20 protein-coding genes and 4 tRNA genes are annotated in these 21,633 nt (G+C 63.1%); 6 read left to right on the top strand and 18 right to left on the bottom strand.

All coding sequences use genetic code 11. The features are described from left to right. Nucleotides 1-11 precede the first annotated feature (11 nt). From greB to HU772_RS08855, 4 genes are all read right to left on the bottom strand, one after another. Nucleotides 12-494 (bottom strand): transcription elongation factor GreB, encoded by a 483-nt coding sequence (greB, locus tag HU772_RS08870; RefSeq protein ID WP_186660321.1) that lies wholly within the window; start codon nt 492-494, stop codon nt 12-14. Between the two features lie 89 nt (nt 495-583). Further along, nucleotides 584-892, bottom strand: a complete 309-nt coding sequence (locus HU772_RS08865; protein ID WP_186660319.1) for a hypothetical protein — start codon at nt 890-892, stop codon at nt 584-586. 218 nt (nt 893-1,110) lie between these two features. Further along, nucleotides 1,111-1,545: a DoxX family protein gene (locus HU772_RS08860; RefSeq protein WP_186660318.1), complete on the bottom strand. Its 435-nt coding sequence runs from the start codon at nt 1,543-1,545 to the stop codon at nt 1,111-1,113. Between the two features lie 117 nt (nt 1,546-1,662). Then, nucleotides 1,663-3,069 carry an MltF family protein gene (locus HU772_RS08855; RefSeq protein WP_186660316.1) on the bottom strand — a complete coding sequence of 469 codons (1,407 nt, stop codon included), beginning with the start codon at nt 3,067-3,069 and terminating at the stop codon, nt 1,663-1,665. A 159-nt stretch (nt 3,070-3,228) separates the two neighbouring features. Here HU772_RS08855 and HU772_RS08850 point away from each other — a divergent pair, with 159 nt between their 5' ends. The 3 genes from HU772_RS08850 (at nt 3,229) to HU772_RS08840 (ending at nt 6,061) form a co-directional block, all read left to right on the top strand. Further along, nucleotides 3,229-4,035: a TatD family hydrolase gene (locus HU772_RS08850; protein WP_186660314.1), complete on the top strand. Its 807-nt coding sequence runs from the start codon at nt 3,229-3,231 to the stop codon at nt 4,033-4,035. 86 nt (nt 4,036-4,121) lie between these two features. Further along, nucleotides 4,122-5,600: a methyl-accepting chemotaxis protein gene (locus HU772_RS08845; protein WP_186660312.1), complete on the top strand. Its 1,479-nt coding sequence runs from the start codon at nt 4,122-4,124 to the stop codon at nt 5,598-5,600. Nucleotides 5,601-5,692: 92 nt separating this feature from the next. After that, on the top strand, nt 5,693-6,061 hold the full coding sequence (locus HU772_RS08840) for an Mpo1-like protein (protein ID WP_186660310.1): 369 nt from the start codon (nt 5,693-5,695) through the stop codon (nt 6,059-6,061). Between the two features lie 91 nt (nt 6,062-6,152). Here HU772_RS08840 and HU772_RS08835 read toward each other — a convergent pair whose 3' ends face one another. The 3 genes from HU772_RS08835 to HU772_RS08825 form a co-directional block, all read right to left on the bottom strand. Beyond that, nucleotides 6,153-6,950, bottom strand: a complete 798-nt coding sequence (locus tag HU772_RS08835) for an acyl-CoA thioesterase (RefSeq protein ID WP_186660308.1) — start codon at nt 6,948-6,950, stop codon at nt 6,153-6,155. A gap of 82 nt (nt 6,951-7,032) precedes the next feature. Then, on the bottom strand, nt 7,033-7,800 hold the full coding sequence (locus HU772_RS08830; protein ID WP_186660306.1) for a CHAD domain-containing protein: 768 nt from the start codon (nt 7,798-7,800) through the stop codon (nt 7,033-7,035). Between the two features lie 14 nt (nt 7,801-7,814). After that, on the bottom strand, nt 7,815-8,093 hold the full coding sequence (locus HU772_RS08825) for a hypothetical protein (protein ID WP_186660304.1): 279 nt from the start codon (nt 8,091-8,093) through the stop codon (nt 7,815-7,817). Nucleotides 8,094-8,251: 158 nt separating this feature from the next. Between HU772_RS08825 and HU772_RS08820 the strand changes: the two genes are divergently transcribed. Next, on the top strand, nt 8,252-9,292 hold the full coding sequence (locus HU772_RS08820) for a patatin-like phospholipase family protein (RefSeq protein ID WP_186660302.1): 1,041 nt from the start codon (nt 8,252-8,254) through the stop codon (nt 9,290-9,292). A gap of 408 nt (nt 9,293-9,700) precedes the next feature. Here HU772_RS08820 and HU772_RS08815 read toward each other — a convergent pair whose 3' ends face one another. From HU772_RS08815 to HU772_RS08765, 11 genes are all read right to left on the bottom strand, one after another. Next, the gene (locus HU772_RS08815) at nt 9,701-11,560 is read right to left on the bottom strand and encodes a SurA N-terminal domain-containing protein (RefSeq protein WP_186660300.1); all 1,860 of its coding nucleotides are present in this window, start codon (nt 11,558-11,560) and stop codon (nt 9,701-9,703) included. Between the two features lie 179 nt (nt 11,561-11,739). After that, nucleotides 11,740-12,012: an HU family DNA-binding protein gene (locus HU772_RS08810; RefSeq protein ID WP_023629739.1), complete on the bottom strand. Its 273-nt coding sequence runs from the start codon at nt 12,010-12,012 to the stop codon at nt 11,740-11,742. A gap of 153 nt (nt 12,013-12,165) precedes the next feature. Then, complete coding sequence (gene lon / locus HU772_RS08805) at nt 12,166-14,562, bottom strand: endopeptidase La (protein ID WP_186660298.1); 2,397 nt, start codon at nt 14,560-14,562, stop codon at nt 12,166-12,168. A gap of 155 nt (nt 14,563-14,717) precedes the next feature. Beyond that, complete coding sequence (gene clpX / locus HU772_RS08800) at nt 14,718-16,001, bottom strand: ATP-dependent Clp protease ATP-binding subunit ClpX (RefSeq protein WP_186660296.1); 1,284 nt, start codon at nt 15,999-16,001, stop codon at nt 14,718-14,720. A gap of 108 nt (nt 16,002-16,109) precedes the next feature. After that, nucleotides 16,110-16,751 (bottom strand): ATP-dependent Clp endopeptidase proteolytic subunit ClpP, encoded by a 642-nt coding sequence (gene clpP / locus HU772_RS08795; RefSeq protein ID WP_043213484.1) that lies wholly within the window; start codon nt 16,749-16,751, stop codon nt 16,110-16,112. Between the two features lie 91 nt (nt 16,752-16,842). Then, nucleotides 16,843-18,156, bottom strand: coding sequence for a trigger factor (tig, locus tag HU772_RS08790; RefSeq protein ID WP_186660294.1), 1,314 nt, complete (start codon nt 18,154-18,156; stop codon nt 16,843-16,845). Between the two features lie 364 nt (nt 18,157-18,520). Further along, nucleotides 18,521-18,820, bottom strand: a complete 300-nt coding sequence (locus HU772_RS08785) for a DUF6388 family protein (protein ID WP_186660292.1) — start codon at nt 18,818-18,820, stop codon at nt 18,521-18,523. 129 nt (nt 18,821-18,949) lie between these two features. Then, nucleotides 18,950-19,025: transfer RNA gene (locus tag HU772_RS08780), tRNA-His, on the bottom strand. A 36-nt stretch (nt 19,026-19,061) separates the two neighbouring features. Further along, nucleotides 19,062-19,146: transfer RNA gene (locus HU772_RS08775), tRNA-Leu, on the bottom strand. A 54-nt stretch (nt 19,147-19,200) separates the two neighbouring features. After that, nucleotides 19,201-19,276: transfer RNA gene (locus HU772_RS08770), tRNA-His, on the bottom strand. Nucleotides 19,277-19,312: 36 nt separating this feature from the next. Then, nucleotides 19,313-19,389: transfer RNA gene (locus HU772_RS08765), tRNA-Arg, on the bottom strand. A 253-nt stretch (nt 19,390-19,642) separates the two neighbouring features. On the opposite strand from HU772_RS08765, the gene folD reads away from it, so the two are divergent. Both folD and ctlX read left to right on the top strand, forming a co-directional pair. Next, the gene (gene folD / locus HU772_RS08760; protein WP_186659958.1) at nt 19,643-20,497 is read left to right on the top strand and encodes a bifunctional methylenetetrahydrofolate dehydrogenase/methenyltetrahydrofolate cyclohydrolase FolD; all 855 of its coding nucleotides are present in this window, start codon (nt 19,643-19,645) and stop codon (nt 20,495-20,497) included. A gap of 217 nt (nt 20,498-20,714) precedes the next feature. After that, nucleotides 20,715-21,632, top strand: a complete 918-nt coding sequence (gene ctlX / locus HU772_RS08755) for a citrulline utilization hydrolase CtlX (protein ID WP_186659957.1) — start codon at nt 20,715-20,717, stop codon at nt 21,630-21,632. Nucleotide 21,633 lies beyond the last annotated feature (1 nt).

Genomic DNA, 21,633 nt, shown 5'->3' with positions numbered 1-21,633 from the left:
CTCGACCTGTTTCAGCCCGCCTTGCACTCGTAGGAAATGCTGTTGACGTACCAGGTGGCCTCGCCTGTAGGCGTGTGCACCACCACCTCGTCACCCTCCACTTTCTTCAGCAGCGCCCGAGCCATGGGCGAGTCGATGGAGATGTAATCGTTGCGCCCGTGGATTTCGTCATAGCCAACGATACGAAAGCGCAACTGCTCGCCGTCGTCGTTCTCGATCTCCACCCAGGCGCCGAAAAACACCTTGCCTTCCTGCTGCGGCGAATACTCGACCACCTTGACGTCTTCCAGGCGCTTGCGCAGGTAGCGCACGCGCCGGTCGATCTCGCGCAGCAGCTTCTTGTTGTACTGATAGTCGGCATTCTCGCTACGGTCGCCCAGCGAGGCTGCCCAGGTGACTTTCTGGGTGATCTCCGGGCGATAGACCCGCCACAGATGGTCAAGCTCCTGCTTGAGGGCCTGGTGACCTTCCGTGGTGATGATGTTGGTGCTCAACGGCTGTCTCCTCAGTGCACGCGCGATGGACGGCAAGCGCCCTTCGGGTGACCGAGCTTAACCAAAAACAGCCCGTCGCGACACGGGGCTCAACGACGGGTGATCAGGCCCTGGCGAGCGATACGGGTCAACTGGCCGATGACGTCGGCGGCCTCCTCGGCCTCGGGGGCCTGGATCACGGCGAGGTCGAAACGGTCGTTGCCGTACTGATCGAGCTGATCGCAGTTGTCAGCGAACTGGATGAGGAAGGCACAGGCCTGGCCCTTGCGTCGGGAGAAACCGTCGAGGTTGCGCAAAAGCGTGGGTTGATGCTGGCCGCCGAGCAGGATGCGCGGGGTTCGGGAAGCCTGGTTCTTGGCCAGGGGGGTCAAACAGACACTGGTACGTGGGCAACTCATGGAGTCTCTCTCCGCCTCGCTGATCCCGCTGGGCAGCGGTGGGAGGCGTCACCGAACCAGCGCTTTAGCGGTATTTCGGAGACCCCGGCGAGGGGCATCTCCTGCGCCCCGCAAGTAGCTGTTTAAATCGGCGCAGTCGGTATGCTAGAGCAGACCAGCCGCAGGCTGCAAGCCCCAAGCCGAATCAGATCGGTTTGGCGCTTGCAGCCTGCGCCCTGTCAGCGGGCGATCAGGCGGTCAAGGGAGAGACGGCCCGCGCCTTCGATCAACACCGCCACACTGCCAGCCAGCAGGGCCAGGGCGAATTCATAGCCATTGTTGGACATGAACAGGCCGTTGTTGATGTGCACCGAGAAGATCGCCACCACCAGCGTTACCGCCAGCGCCAGTGCCGCCGGACGGGCCAGCAGGCCGACCACCAGGGCCAGGCCGCCGAAGAACTCGGCGCTACCGGACAGCAAGGCCATCAGGTAGCCCGGCGCCAGGCCGATGCTTTCCATCCACTGGCCAGTGCCTTCCAGCCCATAGCCGCCGAACAGGCCGAACAGTTTCTGCGCGCCGTGGGCCATGAAGATGACGCCAACCAGGATACGCACGACGCTCAGGCCGTAACCGGCACGGGTGGCGAACAGGGCTTTGAGGGAGTTGTTCATAATCGTTGCTTCCTTAGAGTGTGAGCAGGTGTGTGTTGGATGAGCGCCATCTTAATCAATTTAACGAATAAGAAAATCGCAAAAATCCCGACAAACAAATCGATATATTCGATTTGTTTAACGTTTGGCCACCCGCTCCAGGGAAGCCCGCTCGCGGTTGAACGCGAGGTAGTACTTGTTGACGCTGTTGACGAAGTTCACCGGCCCCATGCCCACCTGCTCCATGGCGATGCGCTCGGTCTGGAAGAACCACTGGTTGCCGTTGAGCCCACGCCGCCGGGCCTCGGCGCGCATGGCCTGGACCCGCTCCGGCCCAAGGTTGTAGGCCGCCAGGATGAACGCCATGCGTTCGCGTTCGTTGAGCTGCGGGCTGGCGAAGAACTTGCGACGCAGCATCGCCAGGTAGCGGGCGCTGGCCTGGACATTGCCATCGACCGTGGCGGTATTGCTCACCCCAACCCGCTGCGCCGCCGACGGGGTGATCTGCATCAGGCCATGGGCACCGCCAGTGCCGCGCGCCTTCGGGTCCAGGGTGGACTCCTTGAACGCCAGCGCCGCCAGGTTCAACCAGTCGAACTGTTGGTCGCCGCCATGCTTCTGCAACACCGGGCGTAGCGATTCGAGGCGCTGGCGGTCCTTGCGCGCCAGAGGGTTGTGCACCCGGTACTGGCGGCGGTAGATGCGCTCGAAGGCGGCGTCCTGGTTGTCGGGCGCGCGGTAGCCGGCGAGGAAGCGGTCCACCGCAGCCTGGAACATCGGCGCATCCTGGCGCACATACCAGCGCATGGCGTCGGGCCGGGCCAGTTGCAGCTTGCTGTCCACCCGCAAACGCGGCATCACCCGCGCCCAGCGCTGGGCGATCGGTCGCTCGACCACGGTCAACGGATAGATGCCGGCCTGGACCATCTCCAATACATCTTCCACCGCCAGCGTTGGATCGACCCACTCGACCTTGATCGGCGGGCGCTTGCGCAATGCCAACTGCTGGTTGATCACCTGAATCGCCGGCCCGGCGGCGCTGGCACTGGTCAGGGCGATGGTGCGCCCGGACAGTTGCTCGACCCGGCTGTAGCCACGCTCGCCCTTGCGCCCGACCAACTGCAGCGGCACCTGGTCGACCACCGGCGCGCTGGCGTCGACGCCGCGCACCACGCTGGGGTCCAGCAGCTCGCCGGGCGCGGCGAGGTCGCCCTCGCCGCGCTGCAAAGCGCCGAGCAATTGCTCCTTGGCCCGCGGAATGATCCTCAAGCTGATTTCCTGGCCATCGGCGACCCGGGCATTGAGGTAATGCTCCAGGGCACGCAAGCGGTAGTACTCGACGCCCACCGGCTCGCCCTTGACCTCGCCGGAGCTGTTGCGGCTCTGGTTGACCAGCACCCGCAGTACCTTGCTCGTGCGGATCTGCGCCAGGTCGCGGGCCTTGCCGGCCGGCACATGCTGTTGTGGCCCGGCCTCGCGGGCATGGGCCGGCGCGGCCAACGCCAGGCCAGACAACATCAGAATCGTCAGCAGGGTTCGCAGCATCGAAGAAGGCGTCCAAGGGCGGTTGGCAGGCACCATGTGCAATGATCGATCCGTGACAAATGACGGCAAAAGACCACGGCAAACGTTTGAAGTTCTTGGGTTTCTCGCGATTTCCCGGTTTTTGCTATGCTGGCCGCCCCCGCGGCCCGAGGTAGCACCATGCAACTGATCGATATCGGCGTCAACCTGACCAACAGCAGTTTCCACGACCAGCAGGCGGCCGTCGTCGAACGCGCCGTGCAGGCCGGCGTGGCGCAGATGGTCCTTACCGGCACCAGCCTGGACGTCAGCGCCGAGGCCCTGGAACTGTGCCAGCGCCTGGACCAACCTGGCCTGCGCCTGTTCAGCACCGCCGGCGTACACCCCCACGACGCCAGCCACTGGAGCGCCGACAGCGAACGCCAGCTGCGTGATCTGCTCGCCCAGCCCCGGGTCAAGGCCGTGGGCGAATGCGGGCTGGACTTCAACCGCGACTTCTCGCCCCGCCCCCAGCAGGAAAAGGCCTTGGAGGCACAACTGGCATTGGCCGCCGAACTGCGCCTGCCTGTGTTTCTCCACGAGCGCGAGGCCAGCGAGCGCCTGCTGGCGATCCTCAAGGCCTACCGCGACCAGCTACCTGCCGCCGTGGTGCATTGCTTCACCGGCGAACGCCAGGCGCTGTTCGCCTACCTCGACCTGGACCTGCACATCGGCATCACCGGCTGGATCTGCGACGAGCGCCGTGGCACCCACTTGCACCCACTGGTAGGCAACATCCCCGAAGGTCGCCTGATGCTCGAAAGCGATGCCCCCTACCTGCTGCCTCGCAGCCTGCGCCCCAAGCCAAAGAACGGCCGCAACGAACCCGCCTTCCTGCCGGAGGTGCTGCGCGAGGTAGCCCTGCACCGCGGCGAGACACCGACGTACACCGCCAAGCACACCAGCGCCTGCGCCCGCGCGTTCTTCGGCCTGCCTGACGTTTCTTGACACATATCAAGGCAACCCCTGGCCCTGGCAGGCACAATGATGGCACCTTGCCAATAATGTTTCCGCCAATTCAGAGAAGACCTACCATGGGTGCCTGGCTTAGCAATATTTCCCTGAAGTACAAGTTCTGGGCCGTCAACGCGGTGGCCTTCGTCACCACCCTGATGCTGGTGCTCTACGCCGTCTACCTGGAGCAACAGGCCCGTGCCGTAGGCGCCCAGGCGCAAGCCCAGGCCCAGGCCGCGCTGCTTGCCGCCTGGCCTGCCGGGCAAGTCCTGCCCGCCCAGGCCAACCTGATCAGCTGGCGCAATGGCCAGACCCCGCAATTTGCCGGCGAGCCCCTAGAGGCCCTGCGTGACGCCCAGGGCTGGGTGGAACTGGCCGATGCCTGGGTACTGGGCGACAACCCGCTGCGTGGCGCCCAGGTATTCAACCACGGTGACACCCACCTGGCCGTCGTCGCCCAGTCGCCGAGCCTGCGCCAGGTGTACTTCGACCGCTTCAGCAACTATGCGGTGTGCGTCTTGATCCTCATGCTGGCCATGCTCTGCGCCTCGCAATTGCTGATCCGCTTCCTGCTCAGCCAGCTCAACACCCTGAAAGACGTGATGCTGCACGTGGAGAAAACCGGTGACCTGTCGGCCCGCGTGCCGCTGGCCTGTGGCGACGAAGTCGGGCAGATGGCCGGCGCGTTCAACGCCATGCAGACCACCTACCACCGCGTGGTCAGCACCGTGGCCCGTACCGCCGCCCAGCTCGACTCCGGCGCCGCGCGCCTGGCCGGGAGCATGGACGAAGTGCGCCACGGCATGATCGGCCAGCAGAGCGAAACCGACCAGGCCGCCACCGCCATCAATGAAATGACCGCCACCGTGCACCATATCGCCCAGCATGCCGGCGCCACCCGCGACCTGTCGCAGGCCGCCGACACCCTCGCTGGCAGCGGCCAGGCCGTGGTCAGCCGGGTGCAGGACTCCATCGCCGGGCTGTCCAGCGGCGTGCAGCAGACCGCCGAAATGATCCGCCAGCTGGCCGACGACAGCCAGAAGATCAACAGTGTGGTCGGGGTGATCCACAGCATCGCCGAACAGACCAACCTGCTGGCCCTCAATGCCGCCATCGAGGCCGCCCGCGCCGGCGACCTGGGCCGTGGCTTCGCCGTGGTCGCCGACGAAGTGCGCAACCTGGCCAAGCGCGTGCAGACCTCCACCGACGAGATCACCACCATGGTCGCCGACCTGCAAGCCGGCACCCGCGATGCGGTGGACTTCATGCAGGAGAGCTCGTACAAGGCCGACGACTGCGTCAAGCAGGCACGCGAAGCCCACGAAGCCCTGACCGAAATCACCAGCGCCGTGGCGCAGATGCGCGAGAGCAATACCCAGATCGCCGTGGCCGCCGAGCAGCAGAGCCAGGTGGCCGAAGAGATGAACCGCGCCGTGGTGAGCATCCGCGACGTCACCGAAGAGACCGTGCAACAGACCGTCGGCTCGGCCACCACCAGCAGCGAACTGGCGACCCTGGCCGGCGAACTGAACAAGGCCATCGGCCAGCTCAAGCTCTGAGCCCGGCACGGCTATGGCAACCATAGCCAGCCTCGATTGGCCCCCACCAGGGGGCCGCACTAAGCTTTGGACATGTCTGTGAGGAACTGTCCATGAGCAAACGACTGCCCAACCTGCCCGCCTGGCAATGGCGTGGCTACCACCATAACCACCGCCATCCCACCAACCTGGTGCTGCACCTGATCGCCGTGCCGCTGTTCATCCTGGGCGCGCTGCTGGTGCTGTCGGGGGTGTTGGGCCTGGACCTGTCGCAGCTCGCCGTGGGCATCATTGCCCTGGTCGCCGGGCTGGGCCTGCAGCGTCAGGGACATCGCCTGGAAGCCGAACAACCGGAGCCGTTCGCCAGCCGCAAGGACGCCGTGCAACGCCTGCTCACCGAGCAGTTCATCACCTTTCCGCGCTTCGTGCTGAGCGGCGCCTGGTGGCGGGCCTGGCGCGAACGGCACAAGCATCGCCACTGACTGAAAACATCGCAGGGCAAGCCCGATCCCACAAGCGCCATTACATGGCGTGGGAGCGGGCTTGCCCCGCGATTGGCTTGATGAAGGTGGATCAGGCGAACACGGTCACCGTCTGCCGGCTCAACGCCAGCAGCTCACCCTCAGCCGTCCATAACGCCGCAGCCGCATGCCCATAGCCATCACGGGCATACTCGGTCTCGACCACATAGCGGCACCAGTCGAGGGTCGACAGCTGCGGCGTGGGCTGGACGAACTCGATGGTCCAGGTCAGCGTGCTGCCGGCGGCGGGCTGTTTGAGAAACGGCAGCAGGCTCGGCGGCCAGGCATCGACTAATGCCAGCAGGTGCGCCACCCCGACCGGCTCCTCGACGACATCGCGCAGGCGGACCCAGCCGCCCATATGGCGCGAGTCGTTACCACTGAACGGCAGGCCGCCCACCGCCCAGCGAAACGCCACGTGCTGCATGAACTCCGGCGTAATGCCCTTGATGAAGGGTAACTCCGGCGCCGCCTCCTGCAGCGGCTTCATCGGCATCGCGGCGGGCGCGTCGACCGCCACCACGGAAGGGCGACCGGCACCGAAGCTGCCCTGCACCAGGGTCACCACCTGGCCATCCTGCACGGCGCGCCCGAGCAAGGTGCTGACCGCCTTGCCCTCGCGCAGCACCTCCACCTCAAGGCTGATCGGCACATCCGGCGCCGCCGGGCCGACGAAGGTGATGGCCAGGGAACGCACTGGCCGGTCATCCCCCAGCTTCTGGCGCATCGCTTCGTGCACCATCGCCGCCATCAGGCCGCCGAACACCGCGCGCCCCTGGGCCCAGCTCGCCGGCACGCTGACCGCTTCGGGATGCGCGCGTGCCGCTGCCAACAATTCAGTGAAGTTCATATGCCTGGGCTCCTGCAGGAAAAGCCCGATCTTAACCAGCGAACACGCCAGCGGCAGCCCGCATATCGGTCATTTACCGGGACTAACGACGGGCAATGGCCTTGCGCAGGGCTTCGAGGGTGATGTCGGCCTTGCTTTGGGCAGCATGCAGTTCGTGCTCCCAGGCCACCTTGCAGCCTGCCAGGTCAGCGTGTTCGCGCACCTGCGACAGCCATTGCACGCGGTCATGCCAATCGCCCAGCTCGCCCTGGGCCTGCTTCAGCAGGCGCTGGAGCTTGCGACCCGCGTGGTTGAGCTGCGGATAGGCGGCATCACCGTAGCGCACCCGCTTGATCAGCAAACGCAGGCGGTGACGGTCGTGGGCCGGATCGTCCAGGGCCTTGCCGAGCTTGCCCCATTGCGCCTCCAGGCGCTGGTCGAGGCGTTGCGCCAAACGTCGTGCCAACCCCTCACGGTCAGCGGCGCGAAGGAACATGGGAAAGGCATCGACAATCGCCAGCACCCGGGTCAGCTGCGCACTGGCCGCGACAGCGGCGAAGGTCCGCGCCCGCCCGGCCTGACGCCGCTCGCCAGCCTGCAAGTGGCCGCGCGCAATCAATTGCGCGGCCAGCACCTCACGGTCGCGCAAAGGTGTGGTGAGGGCGCCCAGTGCCTGCGCCGCCCCGTCCAGTTGCTCGACGCCCGGCAAGCCGCGCAAGGGCCGCAGCAGGCTGCGCAAACGGCGCAAGGTGATACGCAGGTCATGCAGCGCCTCTGGGTCGGTATCGGCGCCAAGGCGCTCGCGGCAGGCCAACAAGCCCACCTGCAGCGCAAGCACCTGGGCCACTACATGATCGAGCATCGCGGACATGTGTTGCTCCTCGATCAACGGCCGGCGCGCGATTCACGAATATAGAACCGCGCCTTCTCGGCCTTGTGGGTACAGCCTTCAAATCCCTCGAACTGCTGCTGGGTCTTGGCGCCGGTCAGCAGCGACAGCGCCTTGGAGTAGCTTACGGTGCCAGCAAAGCCCTCGGCCTTGGCCAGGTCCAGTTCCTTCCAGGCGGCATCGAGCTGGGTCGCGCAACTGTCGCGATAGGCTGTCTTGCCTGCGCAACCGACCAGGACCAAGGCGATCAGTGGAAGGGTGATCCAGACTTTCATCGGTAATACCTCGAGGGGAAAGAACTAAGGTGGCCGTTCGACGGCAAAGCAAACGAAAAGTGCCCTGCTCAGCGTAGCCCAGCGCGGACTACATTGAAGCACAGGCGCCATTGGGTGCATTGTTGGACCATGGTTGCACTGGCGCAGGGGAATCGCTCATGAGCAAACGCGTGGCATTGGTACTGGGCTCCGGTGGAGCCCGGGGGTACGCCCACATCGGCGTGATCGAGGAAATCGAGCGGCGCGGCTACGAAATCGCCTGCATTGCCGGCTGCTCCATGGGGGCGGTGATCGGCGGCATCTACGCCGCCGGCAAGCTCGATGAATACCGCAGCTGGATCGAAAGCCTGGACTACCTCGACGTGCTGCGCCTGGTCGATGTCAGCTTCCGTCTGGGCGCCATTCGTGGCGACAAGGTCTTCGGGCAGATCCGCAAGATCGTCGGCGAAATCAATATCGAGCAACTGCGCATCCCCTACACCGCGGTCGCCACTGACCTCACCAACCAGCAAGAAATCTGGTTCCAGGAAGGCTGCCTGCACCAGGCGATGCGCGCCTCGGCGGCGATCCCCAGCCTGTTCACCCCGGTGGTGCAAGGCAATCGCATGCTGGTCGATGGCGGCATCCTCAACCCACTGCCGATCGTGCCGGTGGTATCCAGCCACTGTGACCTGATCATCGCGGTCAATCTCAATGCCACCAACCAGAAGCAGTACCAGTTGCCGGTGATCGAACGCCCGGCGGCGTTCAAGATGCGCTTCGATTCGCTGATCAGCTCGCTGGGCTCGCGCCTGCCGTTCCGGCGCAAGCCGGCCGAGCAGTTGATCCGCCTGGAACAGGAGATCGTCGCCGAAGGGCTGGCCGCGCCCAATCCCTGGCTGGGCGAAAGCGCCGCCCCGGAAGGCCAGCAGCCGGCGGCGGCGCCACAGAGCGAAGGCGCGCCGAAATCGGCCACCGGTTCGTTCATCATCGACAACGTCGGCCCGGCGTCGTTGCTCGACTTGATCAACCAAAGCTTCGAGGTGATGCAGACATCGCTGGCGCAATACAAGATCGCCGGCTATCCACCGGATGTGCTGATCAACGTACCCAAGCGGGTATGCCGGTTCTTCGAGTTCTACAAGGCGCCGGAACTGATTGCCCTGGGCCGGGAGATTGCCCGGGATACGCTGGACAATCACGAAGGGGTTCGACGCTAGGCCGCGGCTATGCGCGGTCCCTGTAGGAGCGGCCTTGTGTCGCGAAAGGGGCGCGTAGCGGCCCCAGGGTTTCAGTGTTAACGCCAGCCCTTTCAAGGTCTTTGCGTTTTTTCGGATGTGGCCGCTTCAATTCAAGATTGCCGGGGCTGCGTTGCAGCCCTTTCGCGACACAAGGCCGCTCCTACAGGACGGCACGGTCACCTGTAGGAGCGGCCTTGCCGAGGCGTCGGACCGGTCGGAAAGGGTCGCAAAGCGACCCCGGCGAGTCTAAGTCGGACGCCAATTCTCAATACCTTGAAAGGGCTGAGTGTTAACGCAGCAATCGCCGGGGAGGGTTAAGCGCTAGGTCTTGAACATCAAAAACGAAACAGGCCGCATAAGCGGCCTGTTTCACTAGCGCGACAGCACTCAGTAACGGGTGATGTCGGCGCTGCCTTCCAGTTGCTTGCGGTACGCCGCGAAGTCCTGGGAACCGGCACGCGAGGCGAGGTAACGGCGAATCTGCGCCTTTTCCTCGTCGGTGGCGGCGGCGCCTTCGTTGACGCCCTTAAGCTGCAGGACCACCAGGCTGCCATCGCCCAGGACCGCGCTGCCGTAGACCGGCTTGTCCTTGGACTCAGGCTTGCCCAGGCGGAACACCGCTTGCAGTTCGACCGGGTCGATGCCGTCCTGGCCACGGGTGGCCGCTTCCTGGACCTTCCAGTTCTGGCTGGCGGCCTTGATCGAACCATCGCGCAGGCCGGCAATCAGCGTGTCGGCCTTGGCCTTGAGTTCGGCCGTCGCCTTCTCCTTGGCCAACTGCGCGCTGATGTTCTTGGCCACGGCTTCCAGCGGCAGTTGCTCGGGCTTGCGGTGCTCCTTGACACGCAGTACCACCACGGTCTCCGGGTCCAGCTCGATACCGTTGCTGTTGGCGCCCTCTTCCAACACTTCCTCGCTGAACGCGGCCTGGATCACCGCACGGTTGGCGGTGATGCCCTCGCCGCCTTCACGACCGAAGGCCGCGGAGGTCTGTACCTTCAGGTTCAGGTCCTGGGCCGGCTGGGCCAGGTCGGACGCTTCGAAGGCGGAGTCCTCGAGCTGCTTGGTGGCTTCGACGAAGCGCTGTTCCACCTGCTGGGTCTTCAGCTCGTGAGTCAGCTTGTCCTTCAGGCTGGCGAAGGTCGGCACATCCGGTGCCTCGACGCCCAGCAGCTTGATCAGGTGGTAGCCATACTCGGTGCGCACCGGCGCGGACACCTGGTCCTTGTTCAGCTTGTACAGCGCGTCCTCGAAGGCCGGGTCGTAAACGCCCGGCCCGGCGAAGCCGAGGTCGCCACCGCTGCTGGCCGAACCTGGGTCCTGGGAGAATTCCTTGGCCAGCGCGGCGAAGTCTTCACCCTTGGCCAGGCGCTGCTGGACCTCCTCGATACGGGCCTTGGCCTGGGCATCGGTGGTCTTGCCGTTTACCTCGATCAGGATGTGCGCGGCATGGCGCTGCTCGCCAAGGTTGGCGATCTCCTTCTCGTACAGAGCCTTGAGCTCGTCGTCGTTGACCTTGACCTGGTCGAAGAAGGCCGCCTTCTTCAGCTCGATGTAGTCGATCACCACCTGGTCGGGGGTCATGAACTCCTTGGCGTGCTGGTCGTAGTGGGCCTTGACCTCGTCATCGCTCACCTTGACCGCGGCCGGCTCGGCCTTGAAGGTCAGCGTGGCGAAGTCACGGGTCTGTTTTTCCAGACGGGCGAATGCCTCTACCTGTTTGTCGGTGACGAAGCTGCTGCCGGCCAGGCCGGTGCGCAGCTGGCCGATGAGCATTTCCTGGGCGAGCATCTCGCGGAACTGCATACGCCCGTAACCCATCTGGCGGATCACGGCGTCGAAGCGCTCGGCGCTGAACTTGCCATCGACCTGGAATTCAGGCGTCTGCAGGATCAACTGATCCAGCGCGGCCTCGGAAAAAGCGAACTTGGCGTCTTCGGCGCCCTGCAACAGCAGCTTGCGATCGATCAGCCCCTTGAGCGCGGCTTCACGCAGCATTTTCTCGTCCAGCAGCGCAGGGTCGAAATCCTTGCCCAGCTGTTGCATCAGCTGGCGACGCTGCATGTCCACGGCCTGGCTCAGCTCGTTCTGGCTGATGGTCTGGCCGTTCACCTTGGCGGCGTCCTGGCTATGGCTGGCGGCCTGGAAAATGGCCTCGAAGCCGGTCAACGCCATCAGTACGACGATGAGGCCGATGATGGTCTTGGCAATCCAACCTTGTGAATTGTCCCTGATATTCTGCAGCATGCGTCCCCCAGAAACGGTTGTACCACTGCGTCGACAACCGCGGAGCGTGGGTAGAGTCCTGATAGAAGAAAGGCGCATCCAGTGGATGCGCCTTCTCGAAGCGAGCGTGCCAGCGGGAACGTTTGCGACCCGCCGTCACGCGGTCGGCCCGGGCTTGCCCAGACCGGCTGAAAGACGACTTAGTTGACGGCGTCTTTCAGGCCTTTGCCAGCCTTGAAGCCTGGAACCTTGGCGGCAGCGATCTTGATCGCCTTGCCGGTTTGCGGGTTGCGGCCGGTGCGCTCGGCGCGCTCCTTGACCGAGAAGGTACCGAAGCCAACCAGGACAACATCGTCGCCTGCTTTCAGGGCGCCCTGAACGGATTCGATGACTGCGTCCAGCGCACGGCCGGCTACAGCTTTCGGGATATCAGCGGATGCGGCGATAGCGTCAATCAGTTCCGACTTGTTCACTCTAAGTCCCCTTATTTCTCTATTGAGTTTGTTTCTAAGTATGTAATGAAAAGCTTATGAAACGAGCGCTGGGTGGCCTGTTGACACTGGCGTGCCGCTTTATAGCAAGGGCCGGAAAAAACTGTCAACCAACGCCCCCCAGCGAAATACGTGTTAATGCGTGCTGATTCTTTCCTTAGCATCGCCGTCGCGCTTTTCATCTTTCGCGACAATCTCCGGAGCCACATCTGGCAAGGGCTCCGGGGCGTATTGCAGCGCAATTTGGAGGACTTCGTCAATCCATTTGACCGGTTTGATCTGAAGATCCTGTTTGATATTTTCCGGAATCTCCTTGAGATCGCGAACATTCTCCTCGGGAATGATCACCGTCTTGATCCCGCCACGGTGCGCCGCTAGCAGTTTTTCCTTGAGACCACCAATGGCCAGGACCTGACCACGCAAGGTGATCTCGCCGGTCATCGCCACATCGGCGCGTACCGGGATCTGGGTCAGGGCCGAGACCAGCGCGGTGCACATGCCGATACCGGCGCTCGGGCCGTCCTTGGGCGTGGCGCCTTCGGGCATATGGATGTGAACGTCGCGTTTTTCATGGAAGTCTGCGGCGATCCCCAGACTCTGGGCGCGGCTGCGCACCACCGTCTGCGCAGCAGTGATCGACTCGACCATGACGTCACCGAGTGAGCCGGTCTTGATCAATTGCCCCTTGCCCGGGATGACCACCGCCTCGATGGTCAGCAGCTCACCGCCCACCTGGGTCCAGGCCAGGCCGGTGACCTGGCCGATCTGGTCCTGCTGCTCGGCCAGGCCGTAACGGAACTTGCGCACGCCCAGCAACTGCTCAAGCTGCTCGCCGCTGACCTTGACCTTCACCTGCTTGGCCCCGGTGTGCTCCTTGACCACCTTGCGGCAGACCTTGGCAATCTGCCGCTCCAGGCCACGCACGCCGGCTTCGCGGGTGTAGTAGCGGATGATGTCGCGGATGGCCGACACCTCGACCTCAAGCTCGTCCTTCTTCAGGCCATTGGCCTTGACCTGCTTGGGCACCAGGTACTTGACCGCAATGTTGATCTTCTCGTCCTCGGTGTAACCCGGCAGGCGGATGACTTCCATGCGGTCGAGCAGCGCCGGCGGGATGTTCATCGAGTTCGAGGTGCACAGGAACATCACGTCCGAGAGGTCGTAGTCGACCTCCAGGTAATGGTCGTTGAAGTTGTGGTTCTGCTCAGGGTCGAGTACTTCCAGCAGCGCCGAGGCCGGATCGCCACGCATGTCGCTGCCCATCTTGTCGATTTCGTCGAGCAGGAAGAGTGGATTGCGTACACCAACCTTGGTCATTTTCTGAATCAGACGCCCAGGCATCGAACCGATGTAGGTGCGGCGGTGGCCACGAATCTCGGCCTCGTCACGTACGCCACCGAGGGCCATGCGCACGAACTTGCGGTTGGTGGCGGCGGCGATCGACTCGGCCAGCGAGGTCTTGCCCACACCGGGCGGCCCCACCAGGCACAATACCGGGCCGCGGATCTTCTTCACCCGCTTCTGCACGGCGAGGTACTCGAGGATGCGCTCCTTGACCTCTTCCAGGCCATAGTGGTCGGCATCGAGGATTTCCTCGGCCTTGGCCAGGTCCAGGCGCACCTTGCTCTGGGCCTTCCACGGCACCTGTACCAGCCAGTCCAGGTAGGAACGTACCACGGTGGCCTCGGCCGACATCGGCGACATCTGCTTGAGCTTGTTCAGCTCGGCCTGGGCTTTGGCCAGGGCGTCCTTCGGCAGGCCGGCGCCATCGATACGCTTTTTCAGCTCCTCGATTTCGTTGTGGCCTTCGTCACCATCGCCGAGTTCCTTCTGAATGGCCTTCATCTGCTCATTCAGGTAGTACTCGCGCTGGCTGCGCTCCATCTGCTTCTTGACCCGGCCACGGATGCGCTTCTCGACCTGCAGCAGGTCGATTTCGGCATCCAGCAGCGCCAGCACGTGCTCGACGCGCGCCGCCAGGTCGACGATTTCGAGAATCTCCTGCTTCTGCTCGATCTTCAGCGCCATGTGCGCGGCCATGGTATCGACCAGGCGCCCAGGCTCCTCGATGCTGTTGAGCGAGGACAGCACTTCGGCCGGGACCTTCTTGCCCAGTTGCACGTACTGCTCGAATTGCGACAGCAAGGTGCGCACGAACACCTCGGACTCGCGCTCGGCGGTCTCGGTTTCGTCGATCAGGCTGACGTCGGCACGGATATGGCCGTCGACTTCGTTGAAGCGCTCGACCGCGCCACGCTGCTCGCCCTCGACCAGCACCTTGACGGTGCCATCGGGCAGCTTGAGCAGTTGCAGGACGGTGGCGACGGTGCCCACGCGATACAGGGCGTCTTCGCCTGGATCATCGTCGGCAGGATTCTTCTGGGCCAGCAGGAGGATCTGCTTTTCGCCCGTCATCGCGGCCTCGAGGGCCTCGATGGACTTCTCACGCCCCACGAACAGCGGGATGACCATGTGCGGATAGACGACGACGTCACGCAATGGCAGAAGAGGCAAGTCGAGGGTGGTCTTCATGATTTCGCCTCTACAGCGGCCTTGTGGCCGGAAACCTTTGGAAATGGTGCTTGGGGCTAATGTGGGGGCAGCCCTGGGAAATTACAAGCGCCGCGGCCATGAAATGCAAAAAGGGGCCCGAAGGCCCCTTTTCATCCACGCTACCCCTTGCCCGATCAGGCGTCGGGGGCAGCCTTGGCTTGCGGCTCGCTGTTCTCGTAGATCAGCAGCGGCTGCGACGTGCCGTCGATGACGCTCTCGTCGATGACCACCTTGCTGACCTCCTTCTGCGAAGGAATTTCATACATGGTGTCGAGCAACACGCCTTCGAGGATCGAACGCAGGCCACGGGCGCCGGTCTTGCGCTCCAGAGCCTTGCGGGCAACGGCCTTGAGCGCATCGCTGCGGAACTCGAGGTCGACGCTTTCCATCTCGAACAGCTTGGCGTACTGCTTGGTCAGGGCGTTCTTCGGCTCGGTGAGGATCTGCATCAGCGCAGCCTCGTCCAGCTCGTCCAGGGTCGCCAGCACCGGCAGGCGGCCGACGAACTCAGGGATCAGGCCGAACTTGACCAGATCGTCCGGCTCGACCTCACGCAGCGACTCGCCGACTTTCTTGCCCTCTTCCTTGCTGCGCACTTCGGCACTGAAGCCGATGCCGCCTTTGGTGGAGCGGTTCTGGATGACCTTTTCCAGGCCCGAGAACGCGCCACCGCAGATGAACAGGATATTGCGGGTATCGACCTGCAAAAATTCCTGTTGCGGGTGCTTGCGACCGCCCTGCGGCGGTACCGAGGCCACAGTGCCCTCGATCAGCTTCAGCAACGCCTGCTGCACGCCTTCGCCCGAAACATCGCGGGTGATGGACGGGTTGTCCGACTTGCGCGAGATCTTGTCGATCTCATCGATGTAGACGATGCCCATCTGGGCCTTCTCCACATCGTAGTCGCACTTCTGCAGCAGCTTCTGAATGATGTTCTCGACGTCCTCACCGACATAACCGGCTTCGGTCAAGGTGGTGGCGTCGGCGATGGTGAACGGTACGTTCAACAGGCGCGCGAGGGTCTCGGCGAGCAGGGTCTTGCCCGAGCCGGTCGGCCCGATCAGCAGGATGTTGCTCTTGCCCAGTTCGACTTCGTCGCCTTTCTTGTCACGCTGGTTCAGGCGCTTGTAGTGGTTGTACACCGCTACCGCCAGGACCTTTTTCGCGCGTTCCTGACCAATGACGTACTGGTCCAGGATTCCGCTGATTTCTTTCGGCGAGGGTAATTTGTGCGCGCTGCTCTCGGCCTGGGCTTCCTGCACCTCCTCGCGGATGATGTCGTTGCACAGGTCGACGCACTCGTCGCAGATAAATACCGAGGGGCCGGCAATCAACTTGCGCACTTCGTGCTGGCTTTTGCCGCAGAAGGAGCAATAGAGCAATTTGCCGTTGTCCTCGCCGTTACGGGTGTCAGTCATTCGATCGATCCAATCCGGTAGGCTTGAAACACAAGATGAAGGCAATCGCTGGCTTTTTCAAGTCCGCGGAAGGGCACAATCCATGCCCTCCCGCTCTGGCGCATTGCTTCAGGATGCCAGTTGCCGCTTGTCGTAGACCGAGTCGATCAGGCCGTACTCGGCCGCGCGCGCAGCGCTCATGAAGTTGTCACGCTCGGTGTCGCGCTTGATGGTCTCGAGGTCCTGGCCGGTGTGGTGGGCCAGCAGCTCGTTCAGGCGCGCCTTGATGTTGAGGATTTCCTGGGCGTGAATCTCGATATCGGTGGCCTGACCCTGGAAGCCGCCCAGCGGCTGGTGGATCATGACCCGCGAGTTCGGCAGGCAGTGGCGCTTGCCGGCGGCACCGGCCGCGAGCAGGAAGGCGCCCATGCTGCAGGCCTGGCCGATGCAGATGGTCGAGACATCCGGCTTGATGAACTGCATGGTGTCGTAGATCGACATGCCGGCAGTTACCGAGCCGCCCGGGGAGTTGATATAGAGATGGATATCCTTGTCCGGGTTTTCCGCCTCAAGGAACAATAGCTGCGCCACCACCAGGTTGGCCATGTAGTCTTCTACCGGGCCGACCAGGAAGATCACGCGTTCCTTGAGGAGGCGCGAATAGATGTCGTAGGCACGTTCGCCACGGGCGGACTGCTCGATAACCATCGGGACCAGGCCGCCAGCGGCCTGGATGTCAGAGCTTTGCTGAATATAAGAATTGCGGGACATGTCCTGCACTCGCTCCCAAATAGTCATGGCTTGAATACACACAAGCCAGCGCGAAGGCTGGCTTGTGGGGGTTTCCTACGAGAGTAGCCTGTTACTCAGCGTCGGCGGCTGCCTGTGCTGGCTTGACGGCTTCTTCGTACGAGACCGATTTGTCGGTCACAGTCGCTTTCTGCAGGACAGTATCTACAACTTGTTCTTCCAGTACAACCGAACGGACTTCGTTCAGTTGCTGGTCGTTCTTGTAGTACCAAGCCACAACCTGCTCAGGCTCTTGGTAGGCCGAGGCCATTTCCTCGATCATCTTGCGCACTTCGGCCTCATCGGGCTTCAGTTCGAACTGCTTGACCACTTCAGCGACGATCAGGCCCAGCACCACGCGGCGTTTGGCTTGCTCTTCGAACAGCTCGGCCGGCAGCTGCTCAGGCTTGATGTTGCCACCGAACTGCTGAACAGCCTGCACGCGCAGACGGTTGACTTCGTTTTCCAGCAGGGCTTTCGGTACTTCGACCGGGTTGGCGGCCAGCAGACCGTCCATGACCTGGTTCTTGACCTTGGTCTTGATGGCCTGGCGCAGTTCACGCTCCATGTTCTTGCGAACTTCGGCGCGGAAGCCTTCCAGGGTCGATTCCTTGATGCCGAACTGGGCGAAGAAGGCTTCGTTCAGCTCTGGCAGCACAGGGGCCGACACGCTGTTGACAGTGATGGTGAACTCAGCGGCTTTGCCAGCCAGGTCCAGGTTCTGGTAGTCCTCGGGGAAGGTCACGTTGACAACGCGCTCTTCGCCAGCCTTGGCGCCTACCAGGCCGTCTTCGAAGCCCGGGATCATGCGGCCGGAACCCAGCACCAGCTGGGTGCCCTTGGCCGAACCACCGGCGAAGACTTCACCGTCGACCTTGCCGACGAAGTCGATGTTGACCTGGTCGTCGTTCGCAGCAGCGCGCTCGACGGCCTCGAAACGGGTGTTCTGCTTGCGCAGCACTTCCAGCATGTTGTCGAGGTCGGCGTCAGCCACTTCGGCGCTCAGGCGCTCGACGGCGATCGACTCGAAACCGGCAACGGTGAATTCCGGGAAGACTTCGAAGATGGCGACGAACTCGAGGTCCTTGCCTTTTTCGAACGATTTTGGCTCGACGGCCGGAGCGCCAGCTGGGTTCAGCTTCTGCTCGACGATGGCTTCGTAGAAGGAAGCCTGAACCAGGTCACCGAAGGCCTCTTGACGGGCATCGGCTTCGAAACGCTGGCGGATCACGCTCATCGGCACCTTGCCCGGACGGAAGCCGGCAACCTTGGCGCGCTTGGCAGTCTGCTGCAGACGCTTGTTGACTTCGTTCTCGACGCGCTCGGCCGGAACGGCGATGGTCATGCGGCGCTCGAGAGCGGAAGTGTTTTCAACAGAAACTTGCATGGATATTCCTCGTTGCACAGACGTTAGCCGGCGATAGCCCGACTCCAGAATCAAGGGCAAACATTCTAGTGACTCATGCAGCAGAAGTCACCCCACCCGGATTGTCGGCGGACCACGCCGGTCGATTTCCTTGAAAGGCCCGCCCGCCTTGGCGTCGAGCCTGTTTCATTCAGGGCCGCGCAAGCCCTTGCCGGGCGCGCGGCCGTAAAACCTTGTCAAACAAACATCAGCTGCCTGGAATATGGGAATTTTGCGTGGAATTTCAAGGGGTATCGAGCAAAAGCCTGCATCTATTCGACAGGCGCCGCACCATCCTCCCTGACCACCTGGCAGCCATCATGCGCAACCGCGCAAGAACCAACCCTTATTCCGGTTCGATCTCATTGAACTGGCAATATTCTTCCCACGCCAACCCCAGCGCCTCGGCCACCTCGCGGTGCGTCTCCAGGCGCATGGCCTGCAGCTCCTGCGGTGATTCGGCAATCAGTTGCAGCGCATACTCCCAAGGCTGCACGCCCAGTTCATCGGCGGCATCCTCGAACGCCCACTCGATCTGCTGGGCCTGCTCGCGCTCATCCAACTCGCGGACCTCTTCGAGCAGCTGCGGATTCAACTCGGCGAACCGTTGCAGCGCCAGGGCCTGGCGCGCTTCTTTTGCGATCATCTGCGCCACTCCTCTGCGGGCATTCAAGGGGCTGCAATCTATCAGCCTTCATGGTCAGGCCACCAGTAGCGCCATACGCCAGAAACGACAAAGGCGCCCGATCACAAGATGCGGGCGCCTTCGAAAATATGGGGTGGACGATGGGAATCGAACCCACGACAACTGGAATCACAATCCAGCGCTCTACCAACTGAGCTACGCCCACCATAGTGCGGTGTTACGGTACAGCCTTACAGAAACATGGTGCGGACGAAGAGACTCGAACTCTTACAGCTTGCGCCGCTGGAACCTAAATCCAGTGTGTCTACCAATTTCACCACGTCCGCATAACTCAAAAACAAAGGCGCCGGATCATTCAATCGAGGCGCCCCTGCAGAATCTGGGGTGGACGATGGGAATCGAACCCACGACAACTGGAATCACAATCCAGCGCTCTACCAACTGAGCTACGCCCACCATAGTGCGGTACTGCTTTACTTGCCCAGGCCTTAATGGCGCACCCGGCAGGACTCGAACCTGCGACCATCCGCTTAGAAGGCGGATGCTCTATCCAGCTGAGCTACGGGCGCTTAAGCTACCAGTCCGACGGAACAAACCAACTGCTTATTCTGCCTGACCTTGCCAACCCGTGCCAGGCAGTGCCCGACAAGTGCGGCGAATCTTATAGGCGGCCCTTGGGGGCGTCAACACCTTTCGCAAAAAAATTTAAATTATTGAAGGGGTTAGGGGATTTGCCCGACCACCCGCCTTTGCCCTCGCGCCAGGTCGTGCGAGAATACGCGCTTCTTATATGTTCCCTTCTCGATGGTTAATCACGCGTCTATGACTGCACACCTTATCGATGGCAAGGCGATCGCCGCCAACCTGCGCCAGCAGATCGCCCAACGTGTCGCCGAGCGCCGCCAGCAGGGTCTGCGCACGCCAGGCCTGGCGGTAATCCTGGTCGGCACCGACCCCGCCTCCCAAGTCTATGTCTCGCACAAGCGCAAGGACTGCGAAGAGGTCGGCTTCATCTCCCAGGCGTTCGACCTGCCCAGCGATACCACGCAGCAAGCCCTGACCGACCTGATCGATCGCCTCAACGACGACCCGGCCGTCGACGGCATCCTGCTGCAGCTGCCGCTGCCCGCGCACCTGGACGCCTCCCTGCTGCTCGAGCGCATCCGTCCGGACAAGGACGTCGATGGCTTCCACCCCTACAACATCGGCCGCCTGGCCCAGCGCATCCCGCTGCTGCGCCCGTGCACGCCGAAGGGCATCATGACCCTGCTGCACAGCACCGGCCAGGACCTGTACGGCATGAACGCGGTGATCGTCGGCGCGTCCAACATCGTCGGCCGCCCAATGGCCATGGAGCTGCTGCTGGCCGGCTGCACCGTCACCGTCTGCCACCGTTTCACCAAGGACCTGCCCGGCCACGTCGGCCGTGCCGACCTGGTGGTGGTCGCCGCCGGCAAACCGGGCCTGGTCAAGGGTGAGTGGATCAAGGAAGGCGCCATCGTCATCGACGTCGGCATCAACCGCCAGGACGACGGCAAGCTGGTCGGCGACGTGGTCTACGAGACCGCCCTGCCCCGCGCTGGCTGGATCACCCCGGTACCGGGCGGTGTCGGCCCGATGACCCGTGCCTGCCTACTGGAGAACACCTTGTACGCGGCTGAAGAGCTGCACAAGTAGATTGTTCCAGCAATCATGCAACGGCGCCTCTCGAGGCGCCGTTTTCATTTGCGCACTTCATCCTCGTGGGGAAGGCCTTTCCTGCGACATCAGCCGATTCGGCTGACAACCCATCCATTTCAGCTGCTTCCGGCTGCCCGCCCCTCGCGCTTCAGCCGGGATATCGCGACGATCCCCCCGAAAATGGTCACACAGCCCACCCGTGGATGCGTGCCCAATGCAAACAACAAATACCGTCCTCATGATTCGCCCGGCGCGGTTCGCCTTCAACCCGGACACCGCCGCCAACAACCGCTTCCAGCAAGCGCCCCTGGACCCTCAGGCCGCCAGTGAAAAGGCCCTGGAAGAATTCGACGGCTACGTCGACACCCTGCGCCAGCACGGCGTGGAGGTGCTGGTGGTGCAGGACACCCCCGAACCGCACACGCCCGACTCGATCTTCCCCAACAACTGGTGGAGCAGCCATGCCGACGGCAGCCTGGTGCTCTACCCAATGGAAGGCGAGAACCGCCGCCTGGAGCGCGGCAAGGGCGTACTGGGCGTGCTGGACGCGCGCTTCGCCATCCAGCGCACCATCGACCTGAGCCCGCTGGAACAGCAGAATCTGTTCCTCGAAGGCACCGGCAGCATGGTCCTGGACCGTGAACACCGGATCAGCTACGCCTGCCATTCCGGGCGCACCCACGAATACGCCCTGCGCCAGTTCGCCGAACGCCTCGACTACCGCCTGTGCCTGTTCCATGCGCTGGATCGCCAGCAGGCGCCGATCTACCACAGCAACGTGATGATGAACGTCGGCCGCCAGCTCGCCGTGGCCTGCCTCGACGCCCTGCCCCACGCCGAAGAACGTCGGGCGCTGGAACATTCCCTGCGCGACACCGGCAAGCAGCTGCTGGCCCTGGGCTTCGATCAGCTGGAGAACTTCGCCGGCAACATGCTCGAAGTCCATGACCGAGACGGCCGCTCGCTGCTGGTGATGTCCCGCAGCGCCTGGACCTCGCTCGATGCCGGCCAGCGCCGGCAAGTAGAGCGCCACAGCCACCCGCTGGTGGTGAACATCGACCATATCGAACGCATCGGCGGCGGCAGCGCCCGCTGCATGCTCGCCGAAGTTCACCTGCCCGCGCGCCACTGAC

The sequence above is a fragment of the Pseudomonas xantholysinigenes genome (genome assembly GCF_014268885.2).
GTDB classification, from domain to species: domain Bacteria; phylum Pseudomonadota; class Gammaproteobacteria; order Pseudomonadales; family Pseudomonadaceae; genus Aquipseudomonas; species Aquipseudomonas xantholysinigenes.
This window is presented reverse-complemented; position numbering and strand designations above follow the sequence as displayed.